Genomic DNA, 13494 nt, shown 5'->3' with positions numbered 1-13494 from the left:
ACCCAATGAAACGCCCTCGGCCCCCAGTTTCCCGGTATGACAGTCACGAATCGGTCGTAGTCGTAATTAAGTTGGTATACGCGGCCAGTCGCCGTGCCCGGCCGCCGGCGGGGTCAGCCGCCCAGCTGAGCGACCTCCCGGGCGGCGTCCGGGCCGGCGTCCAGCAGGAGTCGGAACCCGTCCTCGTCGAGCACCGGCACCTTGAGACTGGCGGCCTTGTCGGCCTTCGACCCGGGGTTGTCCCCCACCACCACGAAGCTCGTCTTCTTGGAGACCGACCCGCTGACCTTGCCGCCCCGGCTCTGCACGGCCTCGGCGGCCTGGTCGCGGGAGAAACCGGCGAGGGTGCCGGTCACCACCACTGTCAACCCCTCCAACGGGCGCGGCCCCTCGTCGACCGCCTCCTCGGCCATCCGTACGCCGGCCTCGGCCCACTTGCGGACCACCTCGCGGTGCCAGTCCACAGCGAACCACTCCCGGATGCTGGCGGCGATGGTCGGCCCGACCCCGTCGACGGAGGACAGCTCCTCCTCGGTGGCCGCGTCGATGGCGTCCATCGAGCGGAAGTGCCGGGCGAGCGCCTGGGCCGCGGTCGGGCCCACGTGCCGGATGGAGAGCGCCACCAGCACCCGCCACAGGTCCCGTTCCCGGGCGACCGCGAGATTGTCCAGCAACTTGGTGGCGTTGCTTCCCAGGCTGCCGTCCTTGTTGACGAAGAAGGGCGACCGGGACAGCTGCTCGGCGTCGAGCTGGAAGAGGTCCCCCTCGTCGCTGATGATCTCCGCGTCGAGCAGGGCGGCCGCGCCCTTGTAGCCGAGCACCTCGATGTCGAACCCACCCCGGCCGGCGAGGTGGAACACCCGCTCCCGCAACTGCGCCGGGCAGCTGCGGGTGTTGGGGCAACGGATGTCCACGTCGCCCTCCTTTGACGGCGCGAGCGGGGTGCCGCAGGCCGGGCAACTGGTCGGCATGACGAACGGCCGGGCATCGGCGGGTCGCAGGTCGACCACCGGGCCGAGCACCTCGGGAATCACGTCGCCGGCCTTGCGCAGCACCACCGTGTCGCCGATCAGCACCCCCTTGCGCTCCACTTCGCGGGCGTTGTGCAGGGTGGCGAGTGCGACAGTGGAACCGGCCACGCGCACCGGTTCGAGCACGGCGAACGGGGTCACCCGGCCGGTGCGCCCCACGTTCACGTCGATGTCGAGCAGCTTGGTGGTGACCTCCTCCGGCGGGTACTTGAAGGCGATCGCCCAGCGCGGGGCACGACTGGTCGACCCGAGCCGGCCCTGGATGGAGACCGGGTCGACCTTGACCACCACACCGTCGATCTCGTGCTCGACGTCGTGCCGGTGCTCGGCGTAGTAGGCGATGAACTCCGCCACCCCGGCCAGGTCCGGGACGACCCGCCACCGGTCGCTGGTCGGCAACCCCCACGACCTGAGTGCCGCGTAAGACTCGGACTGCGCCGTGGGCTGGAACCCGCGGCGGGCGCCGATGCCGTGCACCACCAGGCGCAGCGGCCGGGTGGCGGTGACCCGTGGATCCTTCTGTCGCAGGCTGCCGGCGGCGGCGTTGCGAGGGTTGGCGAAGGGCGCTTTGCCCTGCTCCACCAGACCCGCGTTGAGATCGGCGAACGCGGCGATCGGGAAGTAGATCTCGCCCCGGACCTCCACCAGCTCGGGAACGTCCGGGAATTCGGCGGACGCGACGAGCTGGCTGGGCACGTCCCGAATGCTGCGCACGTTTGCCGTGACGTCCTCACCGGTACGCCCGTCGCCTCGGGTGGCGGCCCGGACCAGCCGGCCGTTCTCGTAGGTCAGGTTGATCGCCAGCCCGTCGACCTTCAGCTCGCACAGGTAGGGCACCGGGCCGCCCGCGTCCCGTTCGACCCGCTCGGCCCAGGCCGCCAGCTCCTCGTCGGCGAAGGCGTTGTCGAGCGAGAGCATCCGTTCGGCATGGGTGACCGGGGTGAAGTCGGTGGAGAACGTGCCACCCACCCGCTGGGTCGGCGAGTCGGGCGTCCGCAGCGCCGGAAACTCCTCCTCCAGTGCCTCCAGCTCGCGCAACTGCCTGTCGAAGTCGGCATCGGGGATGGTCGGCGCGTCCAGCACGTAGTAGCGGTACTGGTGCTCGGTCAACTCCTGACTGAGCGCGGCGTGCCGTTCCCGGGCCTGCGGCGTCGGCTCAGCCCCGGCCGCCGCCTCCTGCGCCGGGCTGACCTGCTGACCGATCTGTTCCTCGGACACACCGCCACCTTCGGACACGCCTGCGACCTCCCTGATCACGCTACTCCGGCACCGTATCGGGCCGGTGGGACAATCCGCCGCCCACCCGCGCCCGAAGCGACCTCGCCCTCAGCCGCATCCGGTGATCACGTGATGCTCGGTAGCCGTCGACGGGACGATCCAGCTGTTGACCATCAAGTGATCAAGGGTGACGGCCGAGTGCCACCGGGGGCACGGCGGCGTCGAGGTTGCGTGCAGCGCGGCGGTGGGGCGGCCGCGGTGTGGTTGGCGGGCGGCACGGGCGGCGGCGTGCAAGGATCGCCGGACGGTGCGACCGGCGGGTCGCCGGGACGCGGAGGTACGGATGCCCGAGGCACTGCTCTGGGCGGTGGCGATCCTGCTGGCCGTCGCCGCCGGCTGGGCGTGGAACAGTTGGCGGCACCGGGTGGCCACCCGGCGTCCGGGCACCCGGCCGGCTCGGGGCGGCACCGGTGGCCGCCGTTCCACCCCGCGGCCCCGTGGCGCCGAACGGCCGTCCACCAAACCCCGCTCGCGTGACACCGATCGGCACGGCGACGCCCCGGCGCCCGGTGAGATCTGGTGGGCCGACGTGCCGTACGCCGATGGCAGCGGGTCGAAGGTGCGCCCGTGCCTGGTGCTGCGCGCCGACTCCCGGGGCGCCGACGTCCTGAAGATCACCAGCCAGGACAAGAGCGACCGGGACGACCACGTGCGGATTCCCACCCGGGAGTGGGACCCGGGCGCGGAGCACGACAGCTACCTCAGCCTCACCGAGCCGATCCGACTCAGCTCGGCCGCCTTCGCCGACCACGCCGGCCGCTGCGACGCCGACCTGTGGCGAAAAGTGCGCAGCCTGCGCCACCTCCCCACCTCCTGACCACCCCTCGCGTCCGCCCGCCGACCATCCCTCCCCGTCCTCGCGGCCGGGCGCCCTCCCCCATCCTCGCGACGGGCGGCGTTCATGATCAACTCGGGTTCCTGAAAGTCGCGGTGTCCTGAGTTCCGGGATACCCCGATTTACAGAAACCCGAGTTGATCATCTCGACGGGCCCCGGCAGGCCGGCCAGCCGACCAGGCGGGCCAGGCCGAGCCAGGCCGACCAGGCGGGGCCGAGCCAGGGGCGGGCCAGGGCCGAGCCGAGCCGAGCCGGGGCCGAGCCGAGCCGGGTCAGTCCCAGGTCGCGCCGAGCGTGGCCAGTTGGTCCGCGTACTCGATGCGGTTGGCCCAGTCGCGCGGCCAGGCGGTCATGCCGACGGCCGCGCCCACGAACGCGCCAGCCAGGGCCGCGATCGAGTCGGAGTCGCCGGCGGTGGTCGCGCCGCGGGCCAGCGCCGCGACCGGGTCGTCGGCGTGCCGTACGGCGCAGAGCAGCGCGGTGGCCAGCGCCTCCTCCGCCACCCAGCCCTCCCCGGTGGCCTGACACGGGTCACCACCGTCGTCCGGTTGCGCCAGGGTGTTGGTCAGTCGGCCCAGCACCGCCAGACACTCGTCCCAGCCCTGGGCGATGAACTCCTGCGGAGAGGCGGAACCGGCGCGCTGCCAGAGGTCTCCCAGCCACTGCTCGGAGTAGACCAGGCGCTGGGACAGTGCCCGCTCGGTGAGCACCGCGGGAAGGTCGGGCAGCGAGGCGCCCGTGCGCAGCGCGAGGACCGCGTACGCGGTGAGTTCGCTGGCGGCCAGCCCGGTCGGGTGGCCGTGGGTCAGCCCGGCCTGCAACTGGGCCAACCCGGCGAGCGTGTCGAGGTCCACGTCGAGCAACCCGACCGGTGTGACCCGCATGTTGGCCCCGCAGCCCTTCGAGCCGACCACCGTCGCCTCCTGCCAGCGCACCCCACGGCTCAGCTCGCCGCAGGCGCGCAGGCAGGTCATGCCCGGGGCACGGTTGTTGTCCGGGCTGACCGCCCAGGCCAGGAAGCGTCGCCGCAGCAGTGGCTCCACCGCCTCCGGCGTGAACGACGGCGCCTCGTGCAGCGCCCAACCCACCGCCAGCGCCATCTGGGTGTCGTCGGTGACCAGTGCCGGCTCGCCGGACAGCTCACGCGGACCGGCTGGGCCGTACCGGCGCTCGATCTCGGCGACGGTCAGGAACTCGGTCGGCTTGCCCAGCGCGTCACCGTAGGCGAGGCCGAAGAGCGAACCGGAGGCGCGAAGCGCAGAGGTGGGGATCACGGCGGCCATGATGCCCGGCCGCCGCAACCCACGACGCGCTCAGTCCCAGCAGAGGCAGAACGGGTGGCCGGCCGGATCGGCGTAGACCCGGAAGCCCTCGCCCTCACCTGGCAGCCGCCGAGCACCCAGCGCCAGCGCCGCCTTCTCGGCGGCCTCGATGTCGTCCACCGTCACGTCGAGGTGGAACTGCTGTGGGCGCTCGGGATCCGGCCAGGCCGGTGGGCGCAGGTTGAGCGCCTGTTGGAAGGCAAGGCGTGGCTGGTGACCGGGTGGGCCGCCCAGCACCACCCAGTCGTCATCGGAGTTGCCCTCGGCGAGCGGTACGCCGAGCAGCTCGGCGTAGAACGCCGCCAACGCCCGCGGATCCGGGCAGTCGATCACCACTGAACGCAGCTGTCCAATCATGACCGTCATCCTGCCCACCGGGTACGACAGGAAACCTCAGTCCTCGGCGAGGCGCCGCCCGGCGTCCCGGCACGCGGCGAGCACCACCCGCGCGTACTCCGGGGTGGCGCCGGCGAGGCCGCAGGCCGGGGTGATCACCACCTGCTCGGCGAGTTGGCGACGAGGGAAGCCGAGGCGGTCCCAGACCTGGCGTACCCGGTCGGCGATCTGCGCGGAGGTCGGCGCGCCGCCGGCCGACGGCGGCCGGGTCGGCGCGGCCCCGGCCAGCAACCCGAGGCCGGCGTCGATCGCCTCGCCCAGCGGGTCGAGTTTGGTGACCAGGTCCAGGTCGAGGGCGACAGCGACGGCGCCGGTGGAGCGGATCAGCTCCAGTGGCACGTCCGGGGCGCAGCAGTGCACCAGCGTCGGCACGCCGACCGCCTCGACGACGGTGCGCAGCAGGGCGGCGGCGTCCACCGACTCGACCGCCCGGTACGCGCCCAGACCGCTCTCGGTCGGCACCCGCCCGGCCAGCACTGTCGGCAGTGACGGCTCGTCCAGTTGCAACAGCACCGATGCCTGGGGCAGCCGGCGGGCGACCGCCGCGACGTGCGCGCGCAGCCCTTCGGCGAGGGAGCCGGTCAGGTCGCGGACCGCGCCGGGATCGCGCAGCAGTCGGCCACCGATCGGCAACTCCAGGGAGGCGGCCAGCGTGAGCGGGCCGGCGGCCTGCACCTTGATCGGCCCGGCGTACCCCTCGGCCTGCTCGGCGAGCTGGTCCAGGTCGCGTTCCATCAGGTCACGGGCCCGGCGCAGGTCGCGGCCCGGGCGTGGGGCGACCCGCCACCGTCCCGCGTACACCTCGACCGGCAGCTCGACGAGCAGCCCGGCGGACCGGCCGATCATGTCCGCTCCGGGGCCACGGGCCGGCAACTCGGGCAGGTGGGGCAGCTCGGGAAGCTCACCGAGGACCACCCGCTGAGCCTCGCCGATGTCGGTGCCGGGCAGCGAACCAATTCCGGTTGCCGCGCCGGCCGGCCAGGGCCACGCCTGATCTGTCACGGGCGAAGGCTATCCCGCGGACACCCGGACCGTGTGGTCAGCCGGTGATGGTCGCGGAGCCGAGGACCACGTCGCCGGCCGCGTCCGGTCGGTACGCCACCACTGCCTGACCGGCGGCGACGCCGCGAACCGGTCGGCGCAGCTCGGCGTGCAGCCGGTCACCGTCGAGGGCGACGGTCGCCGGGACCACGTCGCCGTGCGCGCGCAACTGCACCTCGCACTCGACCGGGGCGTCCGGACGGACGCCGCCGGTCCAGACCGGACGTACGGCGTGCACGTCGGACACGTCCAGGGCCTCGGCTGGGCCGACCGTCACCGTGTTGGTCTTCGGCGTGATGGAGAGCACGTAGCGTGGCCGGCCGTCCGGGGCGGGCCGGTCAAGGTGCAGCCCGCGACGCTGCCCCACCGTGTACGCGTACGCACCGCTGTGACTGCCGACGACAGCGCCGGTGGAGGCGTCCACCACGTCGCCGGGCGCCTCACCGAGCCGACCGGCCAGGAAGCCGCGGGTGTCCCCGTCGGCGATGAAGCAGATGTCGTGCGAGTCCGGCTTGTCGGCCACGGCCAGGCCACGCTCGGCGGCCTCGGTGCGGACCTGCGCCTTGGTCGAGTCACCGAGCGGGAAGATCGACCGGTCGAGCTGCTCGCGGGTGAGCACGGCGAGCACGTACGACTGGTCCTTGGCCAGGTCGACACTGCGCCGCAGCAGCCCGTCCGCGCCGAGGCGGGCGTGGTGCCCGGTCACCACCGCGTCGAAGCCCAGAGCCACCGCCCGGTCCAGCACCGCCGCAAACTTGATCTTCTCGTTGCAGCGCAGGCAGGGATTCGGCGTACGACCGGCGGCGTACTCGGCGACGAAGTCGTCGACCACGTCCTCGTGGAAGCGGTCGGCCATGTCCCACACGTAGAACGGGATGCCGATCACGTCGGCCGCCCGTCGGGCGTCCCGGGAATCCTCCAGGGTGCAGCAGCCGCGCGCCCCGGTCCGATAGGTCTGTGGGTTGCGGGCCAGCGCCAGGTGAACGCCCGTCACATCGTGCCCGGCAGCCACCGCCCGCGCCGCCGCCACGGCCGAGTCAACCCCACCCGACATCGCCGCCAGAACCCTCACCGACCCACTCCCCTTCCCCGTCCCCACGACAACCCTATCCACCAGCCCCGCAAACCCCCCGAACCCTGGCCCCGCCCCGCGCACCCACCGGCGCGATCTTGCAGTTTCTGCGGCGACATATGCCGCACAAGGCGCGAACAGCCAACCGAAAGTGCAAGATCGCGGGGCTGGGCCCGGGTCAGCGGGGGGTGCGGAGGGCGGCGGCTCGGCGGGCTCGGTCGACCGCTGCCGGGAGAGCCGCGATGAGGGCGTCGATGTCGGCCTGGGTGCTGGTGTGGCCCAGCGTGAAGCGCAGCGATGAGCGGGCGCGATCGTCGTCGGCGCCCATCGCCAGCAGCACGTGCGAGGGCTGGGCCACCCCGGCCGAACAGGCGGAGCCGGTCGAGCAGGCGATCCCCTGCGCGTCGAGCAGGAGCAGCAGCGCGTCGCCTTCGCAGCCGGGGAAGGAGAAGTGCGCGTTGCCGGGCAGCCGGTCGGTCGGGTCACCGTTGTAGATCACCTCGGGCACCGCCTGGCGGACCCGCTCGATCAGGTCGTCGCGGAGCGCGGCCACCCGGGCCGCGTACTCCTGCTGACCCTTCACGGCCGTCTCCACGGCGACCGCGAAGGCGACGATACCGGCGGTGTCGAGGGTGCCGGAGCGGATGTCGCGTTCCTGGCCGCCGCCGTGCAGCAGCGGCGTGGCCGGCACGTCCCGGGCGAGCAGCAGCGCGCCCACCCCGGTCGGGCCGCCCAACTTGTGCCCGGTGACGGTCAGCGCGGCGACCCCGCTGGCGCCGAAGTCGACGGGCACCTGACCGACCGCCTGGATGGCGTCGGTGTGGAAGGGCACACCGTGTTCGGCGGCGACGGCGGCCAGCTCGGCCACCGGCTGGACGGTGCCCACCTCGTTGTTCGCCCACATCGCGGTGACCACGGCCACCTGGTCGGCGTGCGCGTCCAACTCGGCGCGCAGGGCCTGCGGGTCGAGCCGACCGACGGCGTCCACCGGCAGCCAGCCCACCTCGGCGCCCTCGTGCTGGGCCAGCCAGTCGACAGCGTCCAGCACCGCGTGGTGCTCGACGGCGCTGGAGACCACCCGGCGGCGGTCGGGCCGGGCTGCTCGGCGGGCCCAGAAGATGCCCTTGACCGCGAGGTTGTCGCTCTCCGTGCCACCACCGGTGAAGATCACCTCGGAGGGCCGGGCGCCCAGCACCGCGGCCACCCGTTCGCGTGACTCTTCGACCCGGCGGCGGGCACGGCGGCCCGCCGCGTGCAGGGAGGACGCGTTGCCGACCTCGCGGGCGGTGGCGACGTACGCCTCCAGTGCCTCATCGAGCATGGGAGTCGTCGCCGCGTGATCCAGGTAAGCCATCGCCGTTCAGCGTACGGCCGACACCTTGGGGACCGGATGCCGGAGGGGACTGCGCGCAAAGGCCGGGGTGGAACTCCACCCCGGCCCGATGCGCGGGGACCCGCTCAGGCGGGCACCGCGGTGACGACGATGTTGTCGCGGTACTTGCGCGCCTTGGCGTCGAACGGCCCACCACAGGTGATCAGGGTCAGCCGCGGCTTGCCGTCGCGGGCGAAGTACCGGTCCAGCGGGATCTTGGTCTTGGCGTACTCCTCCCGGGCGACGACCCGGTAGCGCCGCGCCTCGCCGTCGCTGCCGGTAGCGGTCAACGTGTCGCCCTGGTCCAGCTCACGCAGCCGGAAGAACGCCCCCTTGCCCTGCTTGGCGCTGTCCACGTGACCGGCGATGACCACCGAGCCGGCGTCTGTCTCCAGGCCGGGGCCGTAGCGGTACCAGCCGATCTGGTCGACGCTCGGCGGCACCTCGAACTCGTTGGTCCGCTCGTTGATGCCGACCGCGTTGACTGTGGCGGTGACGCCGATCTCCGGGATCAGCAGCCGTACCGGCGGGATGATCTTCGGGCCGGCGGGCAGTTCACCCGCGGTCACCGGCACCGAGGGGGCACCGGCGGCCGTCGGTGCGGGGCTGGCCAGCGTGCTCGCCTCCTCGGCCCCCACCGTCCCGGCCGGCTGGTTGGCGCACGCCACCAGAGCGGCGGCGGTGAGCGCGGCAACGCCGGCGGCCAGGGCCGCCAGCGCGCCGCGATTGCGCACCGTCACTTGCGGCCGGTCCGCGCGGTCGCCATCCGCACCCCACCACCAAGCAGCAGGAGTACGCCGGCACCGGTGAGCACGTACCACCAGGTGTCCACGCCCGTGCCGGCCTGGCCGCCGTCACCGCTGGGCACGCCGCCCGGGGCGGAGTGCAGACCGGTGATGGTCTGGGCCACCACGTCGAGGGTCTTGCCCTCGGCGGAGCCGATCGCGTAGACGATCGTGGCGGTGCCCTCCTTGAGGTTGAGGTCCGCCGGGCCGATGGCCACGGTGTCGGTGCCGGCCAGCACCACGTCCGCCTTCACCTCGCCCGCGTCGACGTCGCCCTTGGCCTCGTTCGGGTTGGTCAGGTCCTCGAAGACCGGGGTGCCACCGGCGCGGACGTCGACCGCCGGGGCGGCGGCGGTGTGCCGGACGATCAGCCGGGCCTTGCCGGCGTCGACCTTCGAGACGTCGTTGACGAACGGAGTGATCTTCGGCTGGCCGGCGGCGTCGAGGTGGGCCGCGATGCTGACGTTCGCACCGCCCGGCACCGCGGCGTTGTCGACCTTCAGGATCGCGCTGCCGATCGGCTCGCCCGGCTTGGTGAGCGCGATGTCGTAGTCGCCCTCCTCCAGGTTCAGCGGGCCGGCGACGTCGCCGGGCTTGAAGTTGTCCAGCGTCTTCTTGCCGTTGACGTAGACGTCGACCGGGGTGTCCGGGATGCCGTGCACGACGGAGACCTTCGACGTGGCGGCGTACGCGGGGCCGGCGGTGAGGGCGCCGACACCGGCGAAGGCCAGCGCGGCGACCGCGCCGCCCGCGGCGACCCGACGGAAGTACGAGAACTGCATGTCTGCCTCCTGATATTTGGTGCTGATTCGTCAGGCCTGGCTTGCAGAACGGGTTACGCCGGCTGTCGGACGGGTGGATGCGCCCCGGAGGCACTTTTCTTTTCCGGCCCAGACCGCATCCGGAACGGGGTCGGGAGACGAAGAGCTGGTGAGATGACATCGACCGGGGAAGTGGGGCGGGGACTGTGGCAGCTACAGTCGGGCATGCCCCATCGAAGGCGAGCCGCCCGATGACGGCGCTACGACAGGAACCCGACCCTCCGGTGGACGACCTCGACCGCAGGTTCCGCGCCGGTGACGACGTGGCGCTCCGCGAGGCGTACGACCGCTACGGTCGTGCAGTGCTCCATCTGGCCACGTCCATGCTGGCGAACCGCAGCGACGCCGAGGACGTCACCCAGGCGACGTTCGTCGCCGCCTGGCTGGGTCGCGACACGTTCGACCCGGCCAAGGGGTCGCTGATCGGTTGGTTGCTCGGCATCGGCCGGCGGAAGGTGATCGACCGGATGCGCGCCTCGGCCCGGGAGACCCGGGTGGTGGAGACGGTCCGACAACTGCCCGAGCCGGCGCAGACCCAGCCGGATCCGGACCGCGTGGTGGACCGGTTGGTGATCGCCGACGAGCTGGCTCGTCTCCCGGACGACCAGCGACGGATGCTGGAGCTGGCCTTCTACGACGACCTGACACACCAGCAGATAGCCACTGTGACGGGCGTGCCGTTGGGCACCGTGAAGAGTCACATCCGACGCGGTATGGCGAGCTTGAAGCGCAGATGGGAGGTGGACGGTGCAGCACCTGGACCACGACCGGCTGGTATTTCTGGCACTCGGTGAGAGCGAGGCGGACAACGGGGAGAGCACCCACCTCGGCACCTGCGCGCTCTGCCGCGCGGAGGTCGCGAGCCTTCAGCAGGTGGCGGGGCTCGGCACCGAGACGCAGGGCCTGGCCGACCTGCCCGACCCGCCGGAGCACGTCTGGCAGGGCATCGAAGCCCAGGTCAGGGCCGCGGAGGCCGGGCCGTTGCTGACCGATACCCGTCGACGCCGGGTGCCCGAGCAGGCCGACACCACGACGGCCGAGCAGACCTTCGGCGCGGCGGCCGAGTCGACGGTGACCCGACTGGACCCGGCACGGCGATCCCGTCGGGGTCACGGCTGGTCCGGTTGGGTGGCCACCGCGGTGACCGCGGCCGCCGCCGCGGCGGTCGGCGTGGTGGGCACCGTCTCGGTGCTCCGACCGGACGATCCGACGCCCACCCCGACGCCGGTGGTGGTGGCGAGCGCGCCGCTGGCGGCGTACGGGGCGACCCCGCCGACGGCCAAGGGTGACGCCCGGGTTTTGAAGGACGGCCAACTACATCTGCATGTGGCGAATCTCCCGAGCGTCGCGGGGTACTACGAGGTCTGGCTCATCAATCCGACGACGATGGAGATGTTCTCGGTCGGCACCCTGGGTGGCGGCTCGGACGCGCTGCTACCCCTGCCCCCGAATGTCGACCTCAAGAGCTACTCGGTGGTCGACGTCTCCGCCGAGCAGTACGACAACAACACCCGCCACTCCGGCGACAGCCTGCTGAGGGGCTCCCTGACGGGCTGATCGGCGGGCCGGCTCAGCTCCCCGGCTCGCCGATCAGCTCCCCATACGGCAGTGGCCGCCCGTTCACACGGGCGGCCACTGACGTATCGCTGGCTTACTTGCGCTTGCGGATCTCCTCGGCGGCCTGCGGGACGATCTTGAACAGGTCGCCCACCACCCCGAAGTCGGCCAGCTCGAAGATCGGCGCCTCGCCGTCCTTGTTGACCGCGACGATGGTCTTCGAGGTCTGCATGCCGGCCCGGTGCTGGATGGCACCGGAGATGCCGAGGGCGACGTAGAGCTGCGGGGAGACCGTCTTACCGGTCTGGCCCACCTGGAACTGGTGTGGGTAGAAGCCGGAGTCGACGGCCGCGCGGGACGCGCCGACGGCGCCGCCGAGCAGGTCGGCCAGCTCCTCGACCAGCTTGAAGTTGTCGGCGTTGCCGACGCCCCGACCGCCGGAGACGACCACGCCGGCCTCGGTCAGCTCGGGGCGGGAGCCCTTCTGCTCGGCGACCCGCTCGACGACAGTGGCCAGCTTGTCGGTGTCGGTGACCGACACGCTGAGCTGCTCGATCGCCGGGGTGGCCGCCGCCGGGGCGGGGGTGACCGAGTTGGGCCGGACGGTGACCAACGGCAGGCCCTTGGTGACCTTGGACTTGACGATGGTGGAGCCGGCGAAGGCGACCTGGGTCGCGGTGCCGTCGGCGTCCAGGCCGACCACGTCGGTCAGGATGCCGTTGTCGAGCTTGACGGCGAGCCGGGCGGCGATCTCCTTGCCCTCCTGGGCCGACGCCAGCAGCACGGCGGCCGGCTGCACCCGCTTGACCAACTCGGCCAGCACTGTCGCCTTGGGGGCCACCAGGTAGCCGTCGATCTCGTCACCCTCGGCGGCGTAGATCTTCTCCGCGCCGTACTCGCCCAGCTTGCCGCTCAGCGCCTCGGCGGCGCCGGCGCCGCCCAGCACCACCGCGCTCGGGGAGCCCAGCTCACGCGCGAGGGTGAGCATTTCCAGGGTGACCTTCTTGACGCCGAATTCCTTGGTGGCTTCGACGACGACGAGAACCTCGGACATGTCAGACCCCCCTCTCACACGAACTTCTCGGTGGCGAGGAACTCGACCAGCTTGACGCCGCCCTCGCCCTCATCAGTGATCTTGGCGCCGCCGGAGCGCGGGGGGCGCTTGGTGTGCTCGACGACGGCACTGGTGGCGCCGTCGAAGCCCACCTCGTCGGCCGCGACCCCGAGGGCGGCCAGCGAGAGCGTCTGCACCGGCTTCTTCTTGGCGGCCATGATGCCCTTGAAGGAGGGGTAGCGCGGCTCGTTGATGGTGTCCCAGACGGAGACCACGGCCGGGGTGGCGGCGGTGACCACCTCGTAGCCCTCCTCGGTCTGCCGCTCGACGGTCAGCGTCGCGCCGTCGACGGTGAGCTTGCGGGCACCGGTGAGCGCCGCGACGCCCAGTCGCTCGGCGATCATGTGCGGCATGACCTGGACCCGGCCGTCGGTGGACTCGGCACCGCAGATGACCAGGTCGGCATTGAGCTGACCGAGAGCGGCGGCGAGCACCTTCGAGGTGGCGACGGCGCACGAGCCGTGCAGGGCGTCGTCCAGCACGTGCACGGCCTTGTCCGGACCCATGGAGAGCGCCTTGCGGATCGACTCGGTCGCCCGGTCCGGACCCATGGTCAGGATGGTGACCTCGCCGCCGTGCGCCTCCTTGATCTTCAGCGCCTCCTCGATGGCGTACTCGTCCATCTCGTTGATCACGTTGTTCGCCGAACCGCGGTCGACGGTGTTGTCGTCATTGCGCAGGTTGCGGTCCGCGCCCGAATCAGGCACCTGCTTGACGAGTACGACGATGTTCATCGCGCTTCGACGACCCTCCTGTGTGGTGTTGCGATTCGCTCGCCCGGTCTGGGGCGCAGCGTCGCGCGTCGGTCGACGCCAGGTCAACCGCGGGCGGTTGTGCAGTTGCCCACGGCGCAATGTTACCTGCCAGTAG

13 protein-coding genes are annotated in these 13494 nt (G+C 72.1%); 3 read left to right on the top strand and 10 right to left on the bottom strand.

From position 1 onward, the window contains the following. Positions 1–113: 113 nt before the first annotated feature. A complete protein-coding gene (ligA, locus tag MED15_RS17075; RefSeq protein ID WP_112582086.1) occupies positions 114–2249 on the bottom strand; it encodes an NAD-dependent DNA ligase LigA in 2136 nt (711 codons plus the stop codon). A 343-nt stretch (positions 2250–2592) separates the two neighbouring features. Between ligA and MED15_RS17070 the strand changes: the two genes are divergently transcribed. After that, positions 2593–3126 (top strand): type II toxin-antitoxin system PemK/MazF family toxin, encoded by a 534-nt coding sequence (locus MED15_RS17070; RefSeq protein WP_112736304.1) that lies wholly within the window; start codon positions 2593–2595, stop codon positions 3124–3126. 290 nt (positions 3127–3416) lie between these two features. On the opposite strand, the gene MED15_RS17065 is transcribed toward MED15_RS17070, so the two are convergent. The 7 genes from MED15_RS17065 to MED15_RS17035 all read right to left on the bottom strand — a co-directional run bounded on the left by MED15_RS17065 (position 3417) and on the right by MED15_RS17035 (position 9914). Beyond that, entirely contained in the window at positions 3417–4427 is a 1011-nt protein-coding gene (locus MED15_RS17065) for an ADP-ribosylglycohydrolase family protein (protein WP_167457665.1), read from the bottom strand. A gap of 30 nt (positions 4428–4457) precedes the next feature. After that, positions 4458–4823: a VOC family protein gene (locus MED15_RS17060; protein WP_181518643.1), complete on the bottom strand. Its 366-nt coding sequence runs from the start codon at positions 4821–4823 to the stop codon at positions 4458–4460. Between the two features lie 36 nt (positions 4824–4859). After that, positions 4860–5864, bottom strand: coding sequence for a methionine synthase (locus tag MED15_RS17055; protein WP_112725591.1), 1005 nt, complete (start codon positions 5862–5864; stop codon positions 4860–4862). A gap of 37 nt (positions 5865–5901) precedes the next feature. Further along, positions 5902–6975, bottom strand: a complete 1074-nt coding sequence (mnmA, locus tag MED15_RS17050) for a tRNA 2-thiouridine(34) synthase MnmA (RefSeq protein WP_208646671.1) — start codon at positions 6973–6975, stop codon at positions 5902–5904. 178 nt (positions 6976–7153) lie between these two features. Beyond that, the gene (locus tag MED15_RS17045; protein WP_112582093.1) at positions 7154–8329 is read right to left on the bottom strand and encodes a cysteine desulfurase family protein; all 1176 of its coding nucleotides are present in this window, start codon (positions 8327–8329) and stop codon (positions 7154–7156) included. Between the two features lie 104 nt (positions 8330–8433). Continuing rightward, complete coding sequence (locus MED15_RS17040) at positions 8434–9087, bottom strand: class F sortase (RefSeq protein WP_112698906.1); 654 nt, start codon at positions 9085–9087, stop codon at positions 8434–8436. Beyond that, positions 9084–9914, bottom strand: coding sequence for a DUF4397 domain-containing protein (locus MED15_RS17035; protein WP_112604411.1), 831 nt, complete (start codon positions 9912–9914; stop codon positions 9084–9086). The genes MED15_RS17040 and MED15_RS17035 overlap by 4 nt, the downstream gene beginning before the upstream one ends. A 230-nt stretch (positions 9915–10144) precedes the next feature. Here MED15_RS17035 and MED15_RS17030 point away from each other — a divergent pair, with 230 nt between their 5' ends. Next, a complete protein-coding gene (locus MED15_RS17030) occupies positions 10145–10747 on the top strand; it encodes an RNA polymerase sigma factor (RefSeq protein WP_112582098.1) in 603 nt (200 codons plus the stop codon). Further along, complete coding sequence (locus MED15_RS17025; protein ID WP_112736178.1) at positions 10701–11510, top strand: anti-sigma factor; 810 nt, start codon at positions 10701–10703, stop codon at positions 11508–11510. The genes MED15_RS17030 and MED15_RS17025 overlap by 47 nt, the downstream gene beginning before the upstream one ends. Positions 11511–11604: 94 nt before the next feature. On the opposite strand, the gene MED15_RS17020 is transcribed toward MED15_RS17025, so the two are convergent. Further along, positions 11605–12564, bottom strand: a complete 960-nt coding sequence (locus tag MED15_RS17020; protein WP_112582101.1) for an electron transfer flavoprotein subunit alpha/FixB family protein — start codon at positions 12562–12564, stop codon at positions 11605–11607. A 14-nt stretch (positions 12565–12578) separates the two neighbouring features. Then, positions 12579–13358, bottom strand: a complete 780-nt coding sequence (locus MED15_RS17015; protein WP_112736176.1) for an electron transfer flavoprotein subunit beta/FixA family protein — start codon at positions 13356–13358, stop codon at positions 12579–12581. Between the last annotated feature and the right edge of the window lie 136 nt (positions 13359–13494).

Origin of the sequence: Micromonospora noduli (assembly GCF_003264475.1) — a bacterium.
Lineage (GTDB): Bacteria > Actinomycetota > Actinomycetes > Mycobacteriales > Micromonosporaceae > Micromonospora > Micromonospora noduli.
This window is presented reverse-complemented; position numbering and strand designations above follow the sequence as displayed.

Coding starts and splice junctions, on each gene's coding strand:
- MED15_RS17070 (WP_112736304.1), top strand. CDS start 2,593: ATGCCCGAGGCACTGCTCTGGGCGGTGGCGATCCTGCTGGCCGTCGCC.
- MED15_RS17065 (WP_167457665.1), bottom strand. CDS start 4,427: ATGGCCGCCGTGATCCCCACCTCTGCGCTTCGCGCCTCCGGTTCGCTC.
- MED15_RS17060 (WP_181518643.1), bottom strand. CDS start 4,823: ATGATTGGACAGCTGCGTTCAGTGGTGATCGACTGCCCGGATCCGCGG.
- MED15_RS17045 (WP_112582093.1), bottom strand. CDS start 8,329: ATGGCTTACCTGGATCACGCGGCGACGACTCCCATGCTCGATGAGGCA.
- MED15_RS17035 (WP_112604411.1), bottom strand. CDS start 9,914: ATGCAGTTCTCGTACTTCCGTCGGGTCGCCGCGGGCGGCGCGGTCGCC.
- MED15_RS17030 (WP_112582098.1), top strand. CDS start 10,145: ATGACGGCGCTACGACAGGAACCCGACCCTCCGGTGGACGACCTCGAC.
- MED15_RS17020 (WP_112582101.1), bottom strand. CDS start 12,564: ATGTCCGAGGTTCTCGTCGTCGTCGAAGCCACCAAGGAATTCGGCGTC.
- MED15_RS17015 (WP_112736176.1), bottom strand. CDS start 13,358: ATGAACATCGTCGTACTCGTCAAGCAGGTGCCTGATTCGGGCGCGGAC.